Consider the following 18287-nt stretch of genomic DNA (forward strand, 5'->3'; position numbering starts at 1 on the left):
CCGGCACCCCGGCCGCCTCGGTGCCCGCGGTCACCGATGCTCCTCCAACAGCAGCTTCGCCGCTCCGGCCAGACGGTCGGCGATGTCGGAGTAGGTCTGGTACCCCATGCCGGCGCGGACCAGCGCGCCGGAGTACAGCATCTCGAGCAACTCGACGCGCTCGTCGTCGGTGTCGACCGAGAGGCCCAGTGCCGACGCCAGCCGCTCACGGATGAAGCCGCCCACCCGGATGCGCAGGTGCGCGACATCCGGATCGGATCCGAGCAGTGCGACCGTGACCGCACCGGCGAGCTGCTCTTCGCCGGCGACCACCAACGCCACGTCCCGCAGCACCACGGCGGCACGCTCGGTGATGTCGAGAGAGTGGTCGGGCTCGGGGACCGACGACACCAACATCCGCCAGAACAGCTCGGCGACGAGGTGGTTCTTGGAGCTGAAGTACGTGTAGGCGGTGGCAGGCGCGACGCCGGCGCGCTTGGCGACCATGCGGACCGTCATCGACTCGAAACCGTCCTCGTGCAGGACTTCTCGCGCTGCCTCGGTCAGTCGACGGACGGTCTCGGCCTGCTGGTCGGTCAATCGACGGCGCGTCGACTCGTGGGACGAGGGGCTGGACATGGGCCCACGCTAGCACTACGTTTGAGCACCAGTCCAGACACGTGTCCAGAATGGAGTCGAGGCCATGTCCTCCGCAACCGAGCAGTCCGAGCGGTCAACCGACCTGGTGTCCGACGGGGTGTCCGCGCTCCTGATCGACGGCCACCTCGTCCCGGGATCCGGTGGCACGTTCCCCGTCGTCGACCCGACCACCGAGGAGGTCGTCGGACACGCCGCCGACGCGACCGCCGACGACATGGACGCCGCCATCGGGGCCGCGCGCACCGCGTTCGACACCACCACCTGGTCGACGGACCACGCGTTCCGTGCCCGCTGTCTCCGGCAGCTCCGAGATGCGTTGCAGGGCCACATCGAGGAACTCCGCGACATCACCATCGCCGAGGTGGGTGCACCCAGGATGCTCACCAGCGGGCCGCAACTCGAAGGCCCGATCGCCGACCTCGGGTATTTCGCCGACCTGGCCGAGAGCTACGCGTGGCGGACCGACCTCGGCGAGGCGTCGCCGATGGGCATGCCGACCACGCGGTACACGCAGCGCGAGGCGGTCGGCGTCGTCGGTGCCATCACCCCGTGGAACTTCCCCCATCAGATCAACTTCGCCAAGATCGGGCCCGCCCTGGCCGCCGGGTGCACCGTCGTGCTCAAGCCCGCGCCCGACACCCCGTGGTGCGCGGCGGTCGTCGGTGCGATCGCGGCCCGCGAGACCGACATCCCCGCCGGCGTCCTGAACGTCGTCACCTCCACCGATCATCAACTCGGTGCGCAACTGTGCACCGACCCCCGCGTCGACCTCGTGTCCTTCACCGGTTCGACCGACACGGGCCGGAAGGTGATGGAGGCGGCCTCGGCCACCCTCAAGAAGGTGTTCCTCGAGCTCGGCGGCAAGTCGGCGTTCATCGTGCTCGACGACGCCGACGTCGCCGGCGCGTGCGCCATGGCAGGTATCTCCGTCTCGATCCACGCGGGCCAGGGCTGCGCGATCACGACACGACTGCTCGTGCCGCGCGAGAGCCACGACCAGGCCGTCACAGCGGCGCGGGACGCGATGTCCGGCATCGTCCCGGACGACCCGCGCAACGCCGGGACCATGTGCGGCCCCCTGATCTCGGCGGTGCAGCGCGACCGCGTGCAGTCCTACATCGACCTCGCGGTCGCCGAGGGGGGCACCGTCGAGGTCGGGGGCGGACGCCCCGCCGGGCGCGAGAAGGGGTTCTTCATCGAACCGACACTGATCTCGGGACTGGACAACAGCTCTCGTGCCGCGCGCGAGGAGATCTTCGGACCCGTCCTGGTGGTCATCCCGCACGACGGGGACGACGACGCGATCCGCATCGCGAACGACTCCCCCTATGGCCTGTCCGGGATGGTCTACGGGACCGATCCGGATCGCATCCAGCACGTCGTCGACGGTGTGCGCACCGGGACCATGGGTGTGAACGGTGGGGTCTGGTACTCGGCCGACGTGCCCTTCGGGGGCTACAAGGCGTCGGGCGTCGGACGCGAGATGGGGGTCGCCGGGTTCGAGGAGTACCTCGAGACGAAGTCCGTCGCGACCCCGAAGTCCTGATCCGTCAACCGCTTCCCACACCCGCAGATCGAGGAGATCAACCAGTGACAGAACAGCGTTTCACCGACAAGGTCGTCATCGTGACGGGCGCAGCCGGGGGGATCGGTGAGGTGTACGCGCGGCGCCTGGCCGCGGAGGGCGCGAGCGTCGTCGTCGCCGATGTCGCCGACGAGGCGGGCGGTAAGGTCGCGGCCGACCTCGGCGGGACCTACGTGCACTGCGACGTCTCCGATCCCGAGTCCGCCGAGCAGCTCGCGAAGTCCGTCGTGGAGCAGCACGGCCGGATCGACCACCTGGTCAACAACGCGGCCATCTACGGGGGGATGAAGCTCGACTTCCTCATCACCGTCCCGTGGGACTACTACAAGAAGTTCATGAGCGTGAACCTCGACGGAGCGCTGAACGTCACCCGCGCGGTGTACCCGCACATGTCCCGTGGATCGGCCATCGTCAACCAGTCCTCCACCGCCGCATGGCTGTACAGCGGCTTCTACGGTCTGGCCAAGGTCGGCATCAACGGCCTCACACAGCAGCTCGCCACCGAGCTCGGCGGTCAGGGCATCCGGGTCAACGCGATCGCGCCGGGACCCACCGACACCGAGGCGACCAAGACGACGACGCCGGGCAGCATGGTCGACGACATGGTGAAGAAGCTGCCGCTCTCGCGGATGGGCACCCCGGACGACATGGCCGGCGCCCTGCTGTTCCTCCTGTCCGACGACGCATCGTGGATCACCGGTCAGATCCTCAACGTCGACGGCGGACAGATCATCCGCTCATGAGCGACGTCGACCGCGTCGTCCTCGGCGACGACACCCCGGTGGGGTTCATCGGACTGGGCAACATGGGAGCCCCCATCGCACAACGGTTCACGGCCTGGCCCGGTGGACTCGTCGTCTGCGACGCGCGGCCCGAGGCGACCGAGAAGGCCGTCGCGGCCGGCGCGCGCGCCGTGTCGTCCGCAGCCGAGGTCGCCGCTGACGCCGCCCTCGTGTCCATCACAGTCGTCGACGACGACCAGGTGCGCTCGGTCATCGCCGGACCCGGTGGGATCCTGGAGACCGCCCGCCCCGGCACTGTCGTCGCAGTGCACTCGACGATCTCGCCGGAGACCGCCGAGGAGCTGGGCCGCCTCTGTGCCGAGCATGGACTCGCGTTCGTCGACGCGCCGGTGTCGGGTGGATCGTCCGCCGCCGAGCAGGGCCGACTCGTGTTCATGGTCGGCGCCGATCGCGACGTGTTCGATGGCATCAGGCCCGTCCTCTCCCTCGCCTCGGACATGGTGATGTACGCCGGCGAGGTCGGCCAGGGAACCCGGATGAAGCTGGCGCGCAACCTGTTGCACTTCATCTCGTTCACCGCCGCCGCCGAGGCCTCCCGCCTCGCCGAGGCCGCGGGGATCAGCGTGAAGAAGCTGGGCAAGGTCGTCCGGCAGACGGACTCCATCACCGGAGGGGTGAGCGCGATCATTGTGCGCGACACCGCAGCACCGATGGCCGCCGACGACTTCCTGGTCCCGTACTTCGAACACACGCGGGGACTCGCCGAGAAGGATGTCTCGCTGGCCCTGCAGCTCGCCGAGCAGCTCGGCGTCGACCTCCCGATGGGGCGTATCGCCCTCGACGGCATCGGCGACGCGCTGGGCATCGGACCCGGGCCCATCGCGACCACAGCCCGCGCGGAGAGCACCGAGGAGTCGCCGACATGACCGACCCCACACCGCAGGAGCGTCGCGCACGGGGGCTCGCGCGCATGTCCGAGGTCTACGGGTTCGACGTCAGCGACGGGCCCGGCGACCAGTTCGCCCACACCGCCGACCAGCTCTTCGGCGAGGTGTGGACCCGCGAGGGCCTCAGTGACCGCGACCGCCGACTGCTGCTGTTCGGTGCGCTCGGTGCGGCGGGCCTCGACGACGTGGTCGCCCTGCAGGCCGGGGCCGCGCTCTCCAACGGCGAGGTCGACGCGGACCAGTTGCGCGAGATCGCCCTCTTCCTCACCTATTACATCGGGTGGCCGCTGGGCACGAAGGTCGAGTTCGCGGTCGGCAAGGCGATATCCGACCACCGGAGGAAACTGCGGGACGCCGAGAAGAAGGACTCGTGAGCTTCCGGTTCGTGGACATCGACGACGCCGAGATGACCCGGCGTCGCGAGGTCGTCGAACCGCTCACCGACGCCGTGCGGGACCTCCTCGACGCCGTCATCCGGACCGAGGTGCCGGACTCGGAGATCGCCGACGCCGCCGAATCCGTCCGAGCGGTCACGGAGCGGCTGCGTCGCGTACAGCGCGACGGCCCGTACGGCGTCGAGTACACGCGGACACGGACGGGGATGCCCTGGGGCAACCCCGCCGTGGGTGTGCGCAACGCCGTCGCGCCTCCCATGCGGGTGGACGTCGCGGACGACGGCTCGCGGTGCTCCGAGGTGAATCTCGGAGCCGCCTACGAGGGGCCGCCCGGCCTCGTCCACGGCGGCGTCAGCGCCCTGCTGCTCGACCATCTGCTGGGTGAGGCGGCCGGCGCGGACGGGACGCCGTCGTTCACGGGCAGCATCACGCTCCGATATGTCGCCGCAGCGCCGTTGGGCACGGTGCATCTGCGCGCCCGGACCGACCGCATCAGCGGCCCCAAGAAGTTCGTGAGCGGAACGCTCTCCTCCGGCGACGACGTCTGCGTGGAGGCAGACGCGGTCTTCGTCATCCCCCGCTGGGCCCGGCCGACCGAGCCCACCGCGACCTGATCCCCCAGAAAGGAACCCTCGTGACCGATCTACCCACGCGGTGCCCGTTCGGCGCCGGCTGGGATCTCACCGATCCCGGACTCCTCGAACAGGGCCTGCCCGTCGACGAACTCGCGCAGATGCGGGCGACGGGGAAGATCTTCTGGATCGACCAGGAACCCGGCAGCACCCCGTTCCAGGACGACGGCTACTGGGTCGTCACGCGGCACGCCGACATCCGGGCGATCTCGAAGAACAGTGTCGACTGGTCGAACAACACCCAGGGCGCCGTCATGCGGGTGCCGGACGTGATGACACCCGAGCTGCTCGAGTACACCAAAGCGCTTCTGATCAACCACGATCCGCCCGAGCACACGCGACTCCGGAAGGTGGTGTCGCGGCTCTTCACGCCCCGCGCGGTGAACGCGCTGCACGAGATCCTCGCCGAGCGCGCGCGGGCGATCGTCGGGAAGGCGGTCGCCGCCGGCACCGGCAACTTCGTGCACGACGTCGCCGTCGACCTGCCGCTGTCGGCGATCGCCGACCTGATCGGTGTCCCCGAGGCCGACCGCGAGAAGCTGTTCGCCTGGAGCAACGCCGTGATGAACACCGACGACCCCGAGTTCGCCGGGGTGGATCCGGCCGAGGCGAACGCGCAGTTGATGGGGTACGCGTACACGATGGCCGAGGACCGGAGGGCCACACCGACCGACGACATCGTCTCGACGCTCGTCCACGCCGAGGGCGGCCCCGACGGCGCGGAGGCGATGACGGAGATCGAGTTCGGGTTCTTCGTCGTGCTGCTCGCGGTCGCGGGCAACGAGACCACGCGCAACGCGATCAGCCTCGGGATGAACGCGTTCCTCGACAACCCGGATCAGTGGGAGCTGTTCCGGCGCGACCGGCCGTCGACCGCGGTCGACGAGATCATCCGCTGGGCGACCCCGGTGCACTGCTTCCAGCGCACAGCGGTCCGCGACATCGAGCTCGGCGACGTCACGGTGAAGGCCGGGCAGCGTGTCGGGATGTTCTACTCGTCGGCCAACTTCGACGAGGACGTGTTCGTCGACCCGCACCGGTTCGACATCAGCCGGAACCCCAACCCGCACCTGTCGTTCGGCGGGAGTGGCGCGCACTACTGCATCGGCGCCAACCTCGCCCGGATGGAGATCGACCTCATGTTCGGCGCGATCGCCGACCTCGCACCCGACATCAGCAAGGTCGCCGAACCGCAGCGCCTGCGGTCCGGATGGATCAACGGGGTGAAGGACCTGCAGGTCTCCTACGGGCGGTAGACCACCTGGTCGGCCCTCAGGCTTTTCCCGCACGGGCGGCGATCCGCGCCTGCACCTCGGGGCGCCGCAGGGGCGGCACCGTCTTCGGCGGTTGCCGGCGCTCGGGGAGGACCGACAGGAGATCGCGGGTGATCTCGGTGACCGCGGCGACGGCCTTCTCGAAGGCCTCCGCGTTGGCGGCCGATGTCTTCTGGACGCCGCTGACCTTGCGGATGTACTGCCGCGCCGCGGCCTCGATCTCGACGGGGGTCGCGGGCGGTTCCAGTCCGCGCAGCTCGGTGATGTTGCGGCACATGAGGGCTCCCGGTGTCAGTCGCTGATGTGGATCACTGCCTTGCCCAGGATCTTCCCGTCGGCCAGGTCCTGCAATGCCTGCGACAGATCGGACAGCGGGTAGGTGACGTTCACCGGCGGTCGCAGACCCTTCTCGGCGACCATCGCGGTCAGCCGTTCGTGCAGCTGGGCCGGTAGGTCGGGGTGGGTGCGGACGTACTCACCCCAGGCCGCTCCCACGACGGAGATGTTGCGGAACAGCACGCGGTTCAGCTTCACCGTCGGGATGCCACCCGCCGCGAAACCGACGACGACGAACCGGCCGTCGGGCGCGACCTGACGCAGCGCCTCGTCGAACACCTCGCCGCCGACGGGATCGACGAGGACGTCGAGACCCGACCCGGTGAGCTCCTTGATGCGAGCACCCCACCCCTCGCGCAGCGGCACCACCTCGTCGGCACCGACCTCGCGCAGCATCTCCTCGGCGCCGTCGCGGTGCACGATCGCGATGACCCGCGCGCCGAGCGCCTTGGCCACGGCGATCGTCGCGACACCCACACCGCCGGCGGCCCCGAGCACGCCGACGGTCTCGCCGGGCTGCAGATGGGCACGCGTGTCCAGCGCGAACAGGGCGGTCTGGAAGTTGATGCCGAGCGCCGCGCCCTCGTCGAACGACAGCTCGTCGGGCAGCGGGAGGATCTGACCGTCCACCGCGGCCACACGCTCGGCGAACCCGCCCACCAGTGAGGTGACGACGACCCGGTCACCCGCCGAGTACCGCGACGACTCCGGCGCCGACGCGACCACACCCGCGACCTCGGTGCCCGGCGTGAACGGCACCGGGACGCGCATCTGGTACTCGCCCCGCGACATCAGCAGGTCGGGGAAACACACCCCGCAGGAACGGATGTCGACCAGGAGCTGCTCGTCGGTCGGGGTCGGGTCGTCGACGTCGCGGAGTTCCAGGGCGGCGGGACCGGTCTCGGCGGTGAGGATCTGCGCTTTCACGCCGGTCACGCTACGCGGGCGCCGACCGATAGGATCGCGTGATGAGTGCGACCGGCGCCGACGCCCCTGCCACCCTCCTGTCCGAGACCCAGCAACGGGCGTTCGACGAGGCCCCCGGTTTCATGCCGGTCGACGAGGCCGCGGCGCTGCACACGGTCGCGACGGAGTACCTCTCGGCACCGGACGCCGTCGGGTTCGGCGTGGAGATCGGGACCTACTGCGGAAAGTCCACGGTGTGGCTCGGGGCCGCCGCCGCGCCGCTCGGCGCGCTCGTCGTGACCATCGACCACCACCGCGGCTCCGAGGAGCACCAGCCCGGCTGGGAGTATCACGACACCGACCTCGTCGACCCGCACACCGGCACGCTCGACACCTCGGCCCGGTTCCGACGGACGATGTTCGACGCCGGTCTCGAGCAGACGGTCATCGGGATGCTCACGGCGTCGACGACGGCGGCGCAGGTGTGGGGCAAGCCCGCGGATTTCGTGTTCATCGACGGCGGCCACAGCTCCGAGGCGGCGCAGGCCGATCTCGCGGCGTGGGCACCGTGGGTGCGGCCCGGCGGGGCGCTGCTCATCCACGACGTCTTCCCCGACCCGGCCGACGGGGGTCGGCCGCCGTTCGAGATCTACGAGAAGGCCCTCGCGTCCGGCGAGTTCACCGAGGTCGGTGCCCACGGGTCGCTGCGGGTGCTGCAGCGGGTGCGGCCGGCCGCCTGAGAGGTTCCTCGAACCCGCTTCGGCGCGCTGCCACCGGCACTACCGTCCGACCATGACCTCGGTCACGGACAGCTCCCCCGCCACCGCCGCGCAGCCCTTCCCCCGCGACACCGAACCCCTGATCTCGCAGCGGCACACCTGGGTCAACCAGGTGCGGATGCACGCGATCATGCGGCCCGACGAGTTCGCGATCCGCCACGAGGGGCACAGCACCACCTGGCGTGGACTCGAGTCCCGGATGAGCCGCCTCGCGGCGGCGCTCGACGACCGCGGCGTCGGCTTCGGTGACCGCGTCCTGGTCCTCACCCTCAACCGCGTCGAGTTCTTCGAGACCGTGCTCGCCGTCAACGCGCTCGGCGCGATCGTCGTGCCGGTGAACTTCCGGATGGCCCCGCCGGAGGTGCTGCACCTCGTCACCGACACCGCCGCCCGGGCGATCGTGCACGAGCCCGCCTTCGACGCCCTCGTCGACGCGGTGGTGCAACTCCCCGGCGGCGCCACCGATCTGCGCATCCGTCTCGACGGCGGGCGGGACACGGCGCTGGACTACGAGGCGCTGATCGCCGAGGACCGCACGCTGCGCCCGGTCGACGTCCCGGAGACGACGCCGGCCGCCATCATGTACACCTCCGGCACCACCGGGCGCCCCAAAGGCGCTGTGCTGACACACATCAACCTGCAGGCGCAGGCGATGCACAACATGGTCGCCCCGGGTGTGGTCGACCACGAGGCCGTCTCGGCGATAGCGGTACCGGTCTTCCACATCGCCGCGCTCGGCGTCCTCTCCACATGCCTTCTCGACGGTGTCGGCACGATCCTGTTCCCGCTCCGGCAGTTCGACCCGGCGGCGACGCTCGACGTGATGGCCCGCGAGGGCATCACGACGATGTTCATGGTGCCGGCGCAGTGGCAGGCGGTCATCGCAGAGCAGCGCGCCCGCCCGCGGGATCTCGCGCTCAGGTTCCTGTGGTGGGGTGCGGCCCCGGCGTCGGGCACCCTGCTCGCGTCGATGGCCGAGACGTTCCCCGACTCCACCATCTGCGCGGTCTTCGGGCAGACGGAGATGTCGCCGGTGACGTGCGCGCTGACGGGCGAGGACACCCACCGCAAGATCGGGTCGGTCGGGCGACCACTGCGGACCATTGCCGCCCGCGTCGTCGACCCCGACATGAACGACGTCGCGCCCGGCGAGGTCGGGGAGATCGTCTACCGCGGACCGAACCTGATGAGCGGGTACTGGAACCGCCCCGACGCGACCGCAGAGGCGTTCTCGGGTGGCTGGTTCCACTCCGGGGACCTCGTCCGCCTCGACGACGAGGGCTTCGTCTACGTCGTCGACCGGGCGAAGGACATGATCATCTCCGGCGGGGAGAACATCTACTGCGTCGAGGTGGAGAACGCCCTCGCCGCGCACCCCTCGATCCGGGAGGTGGCCGTCATCGGCCGGCCCGACGACCGGTGGGGCGAGGTCGCCGTGGCTGTCGTCGCGGTCCATCCCGACTCGTCGGCGCCGACCGTCGCCGATCTCCGGTCGTTCCTCGACGACCGTCTCGCCCGCTACAAACATCCCGCCGACGTCGTCGTCGTCGACGAACTGCCGCGGAACCCCGCCGGCAAGGTGAACAAGGGCCGGCTGCGCACCGCGGGATGATCTGCGCGACGTCGGCCCGGTCCGTCTCGTGCGCGTGAGGGATCTCACCGAGTCGGGGACGTGCCACCGGGTGGCCTTCGCCCGACTACACGGGTGCGCCGCGCCGAGGAGTTCTCGGGTGGCCCGCAGGAGGTGACCATGTCCGTTCGCGAGAACCCCACCAGCCGGGACGAACCCGCTTTCGACCCCCGGACCAGCGAGTCCCTGCTCGCCGCCACGCCGGCGGGAGCGACCGACGACGCCGTCGAGGTCGCGGCCACCGCCGCTGCGGCGGCTGCGCCGGATCCCGGGTCACTCGCCGCGATGCTGGTCGCACTCGGGGGCAGCATCGCCGACGAGGACGACCTCGTGGTGCTGCTGCAACGCGTCGTCGACGTCGCCCACGAGGTGATCGACGGCGCCGACTGCGCGAGCATCACGATCGACCTCGGCGGTCGGACATACACCGCCGTGCACACCGACACCCGCACGCTGCGCGTCGACGCCGAGCAGTACGACGCCGGCGACGGGCCGTGCCTGCAGTCGGCGCACACGGGCGAGACCGTCCTCGTCGACGTCGGTGCGGGTGGACAGCGCTGGCCGCGGTTCGCCGAGGCCGCCGCGGAGGAGGGCATCCTGTCGTTCCTCGCCGCCCCGTTGTCCGCAGCCGGACAACCCCTGGGAGCACTGAACCTCTACGGCACGGCGCCGGCAGCGTTCGACACCGTCGACGCCGATGTGGTGACACTCCTGACGACCACGGTGAGCCGCGCGATCGCGGACTTCGCACGGTTCCGATCCGCGGTCGAGGTCGCGGACGCCCTGCGCGTCGCGCTGGAGAACCGGGCCCCGATCGAGCAGGCCAAGGGCATCATCATGGCCGACCACGGCGTCGACGCCGACCAGGCGTTCGCGCTGCTCCGCACTCGATCGCAGAACAGCAACCGGCGGGTGCGCGACATCGCGTCCGACCTCATCGCATCCCGTACGCGCCCGGCACCGTAGGATGAACACGCCTCTTCCCCGTGACGGCGCCATCGGCGCAGCTGTCGGGAAGGGGACATGACGATGATCGATCGCGGTTCACCGCGAGAGTCCGCCGACCACTCCCCCCTCGCCGCTCTCGGCATCACCGCCCGCGTCCGCGGGGTCCATCGACTCTCCGATGGTGCTCTCGCAGCCCGGATGGTCGCCCTGACCGGGCCGCCGGGCAGCTCCCTCGAGGCCGAGGACGACCTGCGGCACGTCGCCGCGCTCATGCAGCAGACCGCGGACCTCGACGACTACGCGATCCGCTTCACCCGCCGGCTCGCCGCCGCCGCCGATCTCCCGCTCCTCACCGTCGTCGACCCCTCGTCGGCGGCGAACCTCGCCGTCCCGCTCACCGGCCTGTCGGTCTCGCTGGAACCGCGGGATTTCGCCCGCTCGCCCCGCCGTTGCCTCGACACCGTGCGCGTGGCGCGGGCTGCTGGTCGCCGGGTGTGCGTGCGGGTGGGCGTGGACGACCTCGCACTGGCCGTGCTGCCGATCATCGAACCCGACGTCGTCGTGCTGCGATCGGAGGTGATCGCGCAGGTGCGGGACCCGTCGGTGGCGCGCCTGGTGCAGGAGGTCACCGCGCACCTCGAGAACTCCGCCGCCGTCGTCCTCGCCGAAGGAGTCGACAGCCTCGACGCCGCGCGGACCGCCCTGAGTCTCGGCGCGCAGTACGGCACGGGCGCGGCCTTCGACGACCCCGCGTCCGTTGCGGTCGTCGCCCCGTTCCCGGCGCCTGTCGCGCCGTGCGCGCGGCATGAGCCGACGGGAACGCCGTTCGCGATCCTCGCCGCGACCCACCGACCTCGTCGGGGTGATGAGTCGCTGCTGCAGGAGATGGGCCGGTCACTGGAGGCGCAGGCGACCGGGACGGGCGCCGCGGCCCTCGTCGTGCGGACGGCGGGTGCGTCGTGCGAGCTCGGGCACCTGACCGCCCGACGATGGGACGGGATCGCCGACACGACCGGCATGACCACCACGTACGGCGTCCGGATGCCCCTGCTGCGCACCACCCACGACGCACAGCACCCGACCGGCCCGGGGTGGAACATCGCCGTCGTGGGACCGCATGTGGCGGCCCTACTCGCCGCCCGTCCGCTGCCGTCGGCGGACGGCGATCGCCGATTCGAGTTCGTGCAGACCTACGACCGGGCGACCGTGGTCGCCGCCACGCGAGCACTGCTCCGCGAATTCGCCGAGGCGAACTGACCCACCGGCGCGGTGTCCGCGTCGCACTGCGTTCGACGGGTGGGTCGCGGCGTATCCTTCGCCGGTGCATCCAGAGCGGACCGCCTCGGCGATGGCCTCGGTGGAGGACAGCGCGCTGGTGCGGGACCGCCTCGACGTGACACTGGCACTGGCCGCCGCCCTCTTCGGCGTGACGGCGGTCGCGCAGCTGGCAGCGGATCACGCGCGGGCGGTGTGGATCCCGAGCGCCGTCGCCCTCGTCACGGCGACCGTGTTCGCGAGCGCCTGCGTCCTCATCCGCCGCCGTCGCGGACTGTTCCTGTTACGCCACACCACGCTGTGGTCGGCCGCCGTCGCGGCGCTCGTCGGCGTGAACCCGTTCGCGTACATGATGGCCACCGGGATCACCTATCCCGCGATCGGCGCGCTGCTCACGATCGTGGCGATCGCAGCACTCTTCCCCGCCTGGAGGGTCGCCTCGTCGATCATCGTCGTCGTCAACGTGTGCTGGATCGCCACGGCACTCGCGATCCCACCGGAGCCCGGCCTCGGAACCCTGCTGCTGCAGATGGGCAAGGCCGACGCGCTGGCCGCGATGATCATCATCACCTGGGAACGCACACGTTCCCGCGTCGCGGGCGCCAACACACTGATAAGGCAGCTCGCTGTCGTCGACGACCTGACCGGTCTGCCGAACCGTCGCGGACTGCTCGAGCGCGGCGCAGAACTCGTGGACCAGGCACGGCAGGCCGACCTCCGGATCGGCGTCGGGTTCATCGACATCGACGGCCTGAAGCAGGTCAACGACCAGGCCGGCCATGCCGCCGGGGACGACATGATCCGTAGGGCGGCACAATGTCTGGCGACGTCGGCGACGACATACGGACTCTTCGTCGCGCGCCTCGCGGGAGACGAGTTCGTCGTCGTCGGATCGGGAGATGCGGCACGACTGTGGCCGGATCCCCTGTCGGCTCTGCGGACCGCCCTCGCACGTCAGGGGATCTCCGCGAGCATCGGCGGGTCGGTGGGCGACGGACGCGCGACGGGATCCTTCGACCGGCTCCTGAGCGAGGCCGACTTGGCGATGATGGCGGACAAGCGCTCACGACGGTCGTCGTCGGCACCCGACCGCGACGGCGGTCAGAGCAGCCCGAGCTGACCGGCTCGCTTGGCGAGATAGCCCCGGGCCTTCTCCACGTCGTCATCGGGCACCCCGTACAGGACGAGGGTCACGCCGAGATCGTCCCAGCGGGCGAGCTTCTCGGGGTCCGGACGGCCGTCGAGGGCGATGATCTGCGGCGAGCCCGACCGGCCGTGATCGGCCCAGATCTTCTGCAGCAGGCGCACCGAGTCGTCGATGTCGGTGTCGGTGGGTGTGGTCAGCCAGCCGTCGGCGTTCTTCGCGATCCAGGTGAAGTTCTTCTCCGTCGCACCGGCACCGACGACCACCGGGACACCGGGCTGCTGAGGTGTCTTGGGCCACGCCCAGCTCGGACCGAAGTTCACGAACTCGCCCGCGAACTCGGCCTCCTCCTGCGACCACAGCGCACGCATCGCCTCGAGGTACTCGCGCAGCATCGTGCGACGCCGCTTCGGCGGGACGCCGTGGTCGCCGAGTTCGTCGAGGTTCCAGCCGAAGCCCACGCCCAACGTGACCCGACCGTCGGAGAGGTGGTCGAGGGTGGCGATCTGCTTGGCGAGCGTCAGCGGGTCCGACTGCACCGGCAGCGCGACCGCGGTGCCCAACCGGACACGGGAGGTGACCGCAGCGGCCGCCCCGAGCGACACCCACGGGTCGAGGGTGCGCATGTAGCGATCGTCGGGCAACGACGCATCGCCGGTCTGCGGGTGGGCGGCATCGCGCCGGGTGGGGATGTGGCTGTGCTCGGGGACGAAGTAGGCGGCAAAACCCGCTTCTTCCACCAGCGGCGCCAGCGTGGCCGGCCGCAGGCCACGGTCGCTGGTGAACTGCACGATGCCGTAGTCCATGGATCCTCCGCGAAGCCGACCCGCCGACGATCGACGGGTGTCTGGACACCAGTCTAGTCAGGTGGACAGTCGCGGTCCAGGGTCGAGGTCAGACGAGCGCGCAGGTGCAGTCGAGGGCGGCGGTGTCGTACACCGGCGCCGAGTAGGGATCGGCGTCGCGGAAGACACCGTTGCCCGGCGAGGTACGGCTCAGCGCATCGGCGGCGAGCACCACCGCGGCCGATGTCCAGCAGCTCTTCTCGACCGGCCACCGCTTGCCGTCGGCGTAGACCAGACCCGTCCAGTACGACCCGTCCGGGTCGCGCAGGTGCTGCATGTCGGAGAACAGACGCAGGGCGGTGGCGTGGTCGCCGAGGCAGTCGAGGGCGAGCACCAGCTCACACGTCTCGGCGCCGGTCACCCACGGTCGGTGGTCGACGCAGCGGATCCCGAGACCGGTGACGACGAACTCGTCCCATCGCGACGCGATGAGCTCCTCGCCCTGCCGGCCGCGGACCGCACCACCGAGCACCGGGTAGTACCAGTCCATCGAGTGGTCCGACGGCGGCAGGAAACGGTCGGTGTGCGCCCGCAGCGCGTGTCCGAGACGGTCCCGCGCAGCGACCCAGCGCGGCTCGGGCTGCCCGACCGCCTCGGCGAGCAGAGCTGCGCAGCCGAGGGCCTGGTGGATGCTCGCGCTGCCGGTGAGCATGGCGTCGTCGAACATCCCGGGCGGCACCGCGCCCATCTCCCCCACACCGGCGTGCGTCGATCCGGGAGCGGCCTGGTCCTGCGAGTGCGGGAGCGGATGCGCACCACCCCAACGGATCTGGCCGCTCGGCGCCTGGAAGCGCAGCACCAGCTCGACGGCCGTGCGCACCGTGGGCCACAGCCGACGCAGGAACGCCTCGTCCTCGGTGACGAGGTAGTGATGCCACACCCCCACAGCGAGGTAGGCACAGAAGTTGGCGTCGGTGTTGGGGTCGGTGACCCGCCCGTCGACGATCCGGATGGGCCACGACCCGTCGGGGCGCTGGGTGCGCCGCGACCACTCGTAGGCGGCCTCCGCCTCGGCGTGGAACCCGGTGACGCTCAACGCCATCGCGGACTCGACGTGATCCCACGGGTCGGTCTGGCCGCCCGGGAACCACGGGAGCGCGCCCGAGGACTCCTGCATGGCCGCGATCGCCGCGCCGGTGGCGGCGCACTGGTCGGCGGTGACGACACCGGGGACCTCGGGGAACAGGGTCATGGCACGGATCAGGCCGGCTTGTGGAGGTAGAGGACCACGGACTTGCCCAGCAGCGGGTCGAGCACGCGCTCCCCCACCCGGGTGAGCGCCGGGGCGCTCATCATGTCCCACACCAGCAGCTTGTGGTAGCCGCGGACCAGCGGATTGCGGTCGTTCTCCACGCCCACAGCGCATTTCAGCCACCAGTAGGGGGCGTGCAGCGCGTGACGGTGGTCGCTGCCGGTCACCTGCAGGCCGGCCGCGGCGAGCTTGTCCGCCAACTCGCTCGCCTTGTAGATGCGGACGTGTCCGCCCTCGACCTCGTGGTACGCGTCGGAGAACGCCCAACAGATCTTCTCGGGCCAGTAGCGCGGCACCGTCACGGCCGCGTGACCGCCGGGCTTGAGGATGCGGGCCATCTCGGCGATGGCCTCGGTGTCGGCGGGGACGTGCTCGAGGATCTCCGACATGAGGACGACGTCGAAGCTGTCGTCGGCGTAGGGCAGGTGCAGCGCGTCACCGACCTCGGTGCGGGCCTTCGCCGACGCGGGCACCTGGCTCTCGGCGATCATCGCGTCGAACATCTGCGAGACCTCGCCCATGTCCGACTCGGACTGGTCGAACGCGATGACGTCCGCGCCGCGCCGGAACATCTCGAAGGAGTGGCGGCCCTGGCCGGCCCCGATGTCGATGGCCGTCGTCCCGGCCCGGACGCCGAGGCGGTCGAAATCAACTGTCAGCACGAGTGTCTCCTTCGGCACCATGCGTCGCTGCGATGGCGCGTTCGTAGTGTTCTGCGGTCCTGGCGGCGACGGCCGCCCAGCTGAATCGGGACTCGACCCGGGCGCGACCGCCCTCGCCGAGGCGACGACGGAGGTCCGGATCGTCCAGGAGACGGCCGATGGCCGTGGCCAGAGCACCCGAATCCATCGGCGGCACATGCAGTGTCGCCTCGCCGTCGGCGCCCGCGACCTCGGGGATCGCACCGGCGGTGGTGACCACCATCGGCGTACCGCAGCTCATGGCCTCGACCACAGGCAGCGAGAAGCCCTCGTACAGCGACGGCACGCAGGCGACCTCGGCCGAACCGATCAGCTCGCCGAGTTCCTCGTCGGTCAGCCCCGACCGCACGGTGACGCGATCGGCGATCGACAACTCGTTGACGAGTTTCGCCGTCGGCCCGTCGGGGTCGAGCTTCGACACCAGCTCGAGGTGCACCGGGCGTTCCGCGCCCAACTTGGCGATGGCCTCCAGCAGGTACGACACACCCTTGAGCGGCGCGTCCGCGCTGGCGACGCAGACCACGCGGCCCGGGACCCGGTGGTCGGCGGGCCGGAACACCTCGGTGTCGACGCCGAGCGGGACGGTCTCGATGCGTCCGGCCGGGATGTCGAACGCCTTGCGGATGTCGACCTCGCTGCTGCGCGAGACGGTGAGCAGGTCGGGCAGTCGTCGGGCGACCTTGCCCTGCATCCGGGCGAACTGGTGCCACCGCAGCGCGGTGATCTTGCGCCATCCCTTGGCCGCCTTCACCGCGAGGCTGCGGTCACGGGTGATCGGGTGGTGGATGGTCGCGACGACGGGCAGCCCCGACTCCTGGATGCGCAGCAGGCCGTATCCCAGGCACTGGTTGTCGTGGACCACGTCGAACTCGTCGCGACGCTCGCCGAGGATCTTGGCCATGCGCAGGCTGAAGGTGAGCGGCTCGGGGAACCCGGCGGTGTACATCGTCGCCACCTCGAGCACGTCGATCCAGTCCCGGATCTCACTCGGCCGCGGCGTCCGGAACGGGTTCGGCTCGCCGTACAGGTCGAGGCTCGGCACCTTCGTGAGGGTGACGCCGTGCTCGTAGGAGATGTCGTCGAGGTCAGGGTAGGGCTGCCCGGAAAACACCTCGACGGAGTGGCCGAGCAACGCGAGCTCCCGCGCGAGGTGACGGACGTAGACGCCCTGTCCACCGCAGTGCGGTTTGCTCCGGTAGGACAGCAGGGCGATACGCACTCGGTGAGACCTCTCTCGTCGGTCGAGATGGGATGTCGGGGTCGGCCCCGGCGGATTGTGGTGGTGGGCGGCTCGCGACCGTCAGCCCGTTGCCACGGATTCGAGTTCGGGGATCGATGTGATCTTCACGCGGCGTCGCCCGGCGTCCTTGCCGGCCTGTTTCTCCGCGGTGTCGATGCTCTTCCAGCCCGTGCCGTCGACACGGGTCGCGCCACGACCGGCGACGAGGTCAGCGATGGCCTCACGCGAGTTGTCCGGCTCGCCCAGACGACCCTCGGTGAAATCGGCGAGGACGGCCTGCGCGGTCTGCTGACCATCGAGCCGATTCATGCCGATACCACCGGTCGCGCCACGCTTGATCCACCCCGAGACGTATACACCGCCCACCGGCTCCCCGCCCGGTTCACTCAACACACGACCCCCCTCGTTCGGGATGACCCCGTGGCCCTCGTCGAACGGCAGATCCTTCACCGGCAGACCCCGATAGCCGATCGCCCGCAACACCACCGACGCCTCGATCTCGAACCGCTCCTCGGTCGGGGCGACCGCGACGCGCTCCCCGTCGACCAGCTCGTTACGCACACACCTCACCGAGCTGACCGCGCCGTCACCGGTCAGTTCGACCGGCGACACCAGATACCGGAACACCACCCGCCGCTCCGCGCCCGTGTCACCGCGCTCGGCGAACTCCCGCGCGATCCGGATCTTCGTCGCGACCGTCGAATCCAAGGTGCCCGAGGACTCCGCCTCGGCCGACGCGGCATCCAGCACCAGCTCATCGGGATCGATGATCACATCCACCCCGGGGATGTCGCCCATCGCGAGGAACTCACCATTGGTGTACGCCGCCTGCGCGATCCCACGCCGCCCCAGCAACACGACCTCGCGGACGTTCGAGGCGCGCAGTTTCTCGATCGCATGATCGGCGATGTCAGTCTTTCCCAGGTGGTCGGGATCGCTGAGCAGGATCCGCGCCACATCCAGGGCGACGTTGCCGTTGCCCACCACCACCGCCCGCTCACCGGTCAGATCCACAT

At 70.4% G+C, this 18287-nt stretch carries 18 protein-coding genes and 1 pseudogene; 11 read left to right on the forward strand and 8 right to left on the reverse strand.

The features are described from left to right. Positions 1–30: 30 nt before the first annotated feature. Entirely contained in the window at positions 31–618 is a 588-nt protein-coding gene (locus tag Q1A98_RS08080) for a TetR/AcrR family transcriptional regulator (RefSeq protein ID WP_299571766.1), read from the reverse strand. Between the two features lie 64 nt (positions 619–682). On the opposite strand from Q1A98_RS08080, the gene Q1A98_RS08085 reads away from it, so the two are divergent. Genes Q1A98_RS08085 through Q1A98_RS08110 form a run of 6 tightly spaced genes read left to right on the forward strand, consistent with a single transcriptional unit; the run spans position 683 to position 6197 of the window. Beyond that, positions 683–2185, forward strand: coding sequence for an aldehyde dehydrogenase (locus tag Q1A98_RS08085; protein WP_299571768.1), 1503 nt, complete (start codon positions 683–685; stop codon positions 2183–2185). Between the two features lie 44 nt (positions 2186–2229). After that, entirely contained in the window at positions 2230–2967 is a 738-nt protein-coding gene (locus Q1A98_RS08090; protein ID WP_299571770.1) for an SDR family oxidoreductase, read from the forward strand. After that, entirely contained in the window at positions 2964–3893 is a 930-nt protein-coding gene (locus Q1A98_RS08095; protein WP_299571771.1) for an NAD(P)-dependent oxidoreductase, read from the forward strand. Before Q1A98_RS08090 ends, Q1A98_RS08095 begins: the two co-directional genes overlap by 4 nt. Next, complete coding sequence (locus Q1A98_RS08100; protein ID WP_299571773.1) at positions 3890–4288, forward strand: carboxymuconolactone decarboxylase family protein; 399 nt, start codon at positions 3890–3892, stop codon at positions 4286–4288. The genes Q1A98_RS08095 and Q1A98_RS08100 overlap by 4 nt, the downstream gene beginning before the upstream one ends. Continuing rightward, the gene (locus Q1A98_RS08105) at positions 4285–4923 is read left to right on the forward strand and encodes a PaaI family thioesterase (protein ID WP_299571774.1); all 639 of its coding nucleotides are present in this window, start codon (positions 4285–4287) and stop codon (positions 4921–4923) included. The genes Q1A98_RS08100 and Q1A98_RS08105 overlap by 4 nt, the downstream gene beginning before the upstream one ends. A 20-nt stretch (positions 4924–4943) precedes the next feature. Beyond that, positions 4944–6197 carry a cytochrome P450 gene (locus Q1A98_RS08110; protein WP_299571776.1) on the forward strand — a complete coding sequence of 418 codons (1254 nt, stop codon included), beginning with the start codon at positions 4944–4946 and terminating at the stop codon, positions 6195–6197. Positions 6198–6213: 16 nt separating this feature from the next. Here the strand turns inward: Q1A98_RS08110 and Q1A98_RS08115 are convergent, their stop codons facing one another. Together Q1A98_RS08115 and Q1A98_RS08120 are read right to left on the reverse strand one after the other, a co-directional pair. Continuing rightward, on the reverse strand, positions 6214–6492 hold the full coding sequence (locus tag Q1A98_RS08115) for a DUF2277 domain-containing protein (protein WP_299571778.1): 279 nt from the start codon (positions 6490–6492) through the stop codon (positions 6214–6216). A gap of 14 nt (positions 6493–6506) precedes the next feature. After that, the gene (locus tag Q1A98_RS08120; RefSeq protein ID WP_299571779.1) at positions 6507–7478 is read right to left on the reverse strand and encodes an NADPH:quinone oxidoreductase family protein; all 972 of its coding nucleotides are present in this window, start codon (positions 7476–7478) and stop codon (positions 6507–6509) included. 41 nt (positions 7479–7519) lie between these two features. Between Q1A98_RS08120 and Q1A98_RS08125 the strand changes: the two genes are divergently transcribed. The 5 genes from Q1A98_RS08125 to Q1A98_RS08145 all read left to right on the forward strand — a co-directional run bounded on the left by Q1A98_RS08125 (position 7520) and on the right by Q1A98_RS08145 (position 13209). Then, positions 7520–8197, forward strand: coding sequence for a class I SAM-dependent methyltransferase (locus Q1A98_RS08125; RefSeq protein ID WP_299571781.1), 678 nt, complete (start codon positions 7520–7522; stop codon positions 8195–8197). 52 nt (positions 8198–8249) lie between these two features. After that, the gene (gene fadD5 / locus Q1A98_RS08130; RefSeq protein WP_299571783.1) at positions 8250–9848 is read left to right on the forward strand and encodes a fatty-acid--CoA ligase FadD5; all 1599 of its coding nucleotides are present in this window, start codon (positions 8250–8252) and stop codon (positions 9846–9848) included. A gap of 138 nt (positions 9849–9986) precedes the next feature. Beyond that, positions 9987–10832: a GAF and ANTAR domain-containing protein gene (locus Q1A98_RS08135; protein WP_299571786.1), complete on the forward strand. Its 846-nt coding sequence runs from the start codon at positions 9987–9989 to the stop codon at positions 10830–10832. 57 nt (positions 10833–10889) lie between these two features. Beyond that, positions 10890–12071, forward strand: coding sequence for a hypothetical protein (locus tag Q1A98_RS08140; protein ID WP_299571788.1), 1182 nt, complete (start codon positions 10890–10892; stop codon positions 12069–12071). A gap of 64 nt (positions 12072–12135) precedes the next feature. Further along, complete coding sequence (locus Q1A98_RS08145; protein WP_299571791.1) at positions 12136–13209, forward strand: GGDEF domain-containing protein; 1074 nt, start codon at positions 12136–12138, stop codon at positions 13207–13209. Here Q1A98_RS08145 and Q1A98_RS08150 read toward each other — a convergent pair. The 5 genes and pseudogenes from Q1A98_RS08150 to Q1A98_RS08170 all read right to left on the reverse strand — a co-directional run. Beyond that, the gene (locus Q1A98_RS08150; protein WP_299571793.1) at positions 13191–14039 is read right to left on the reverse strand and encodes an LLM class F420-dependent oxidoreductase; all 849 of its coding nucleotides are present in this window, start codon (positions 14037–14039) and stop codon (positions 13191–13193) included. The genes Q1A98_RS08145 and Q1A98_RS08150 overlap by 19 nt on opposite strands. Before the next feature lie 88 nt (positions 14040–14127). Beyond that, on the reverse strand, positions 14128–15270 hold the full coding sequence (locus Q1A98_RS08155; RefSeq protein ID WP_299571795.1) for a prenyltransferase: 1143 nt from the start codon (positions 15268–15270) through the stop codon (positions 14128–14130). An 8-nt stretch (positions 15271–15278) separates the two neighbouring features. Then, entirely contained in the window at positions 15279–15992 is a 714-nt protein-coding gene (locus Q1A98_RS08160; RefSeq protein WP_299571797.1) for a class I SAM-dependent methyltransferase, read from the reverse strand. After that, positions 15979–17250, reverse strand: coding sequence for a glycosyltransferase family 4 protein (locus Q1A98_RS08165; RefSeq protein ID WP_299571800.1), 1272 nt, complete (start codon positions 17248–17250; stop codon positions 15979–15981). The genes Q1A98_RS08160 and Q1A98_RS08165 overlap by 14 nt, the downstream gene beginning before the upstream one ends. Before the next feature lie 81 nt (positions 17251–17331). Then, a pseudogene (locus Q1A98_RS08170) lies at positions 17332–18287 on the reverse strand (ferredoxin); the annotation flags it as partial.

The sequence above is a fragment of the uncultured Williamsia sp. genome (assembly GCF_947494875.1).
Lineage (GTDB): Bacteria > Actinomycetota > Actinomycetes > Mycobacteriales > Mycobacteriaceae > Williamsia_A.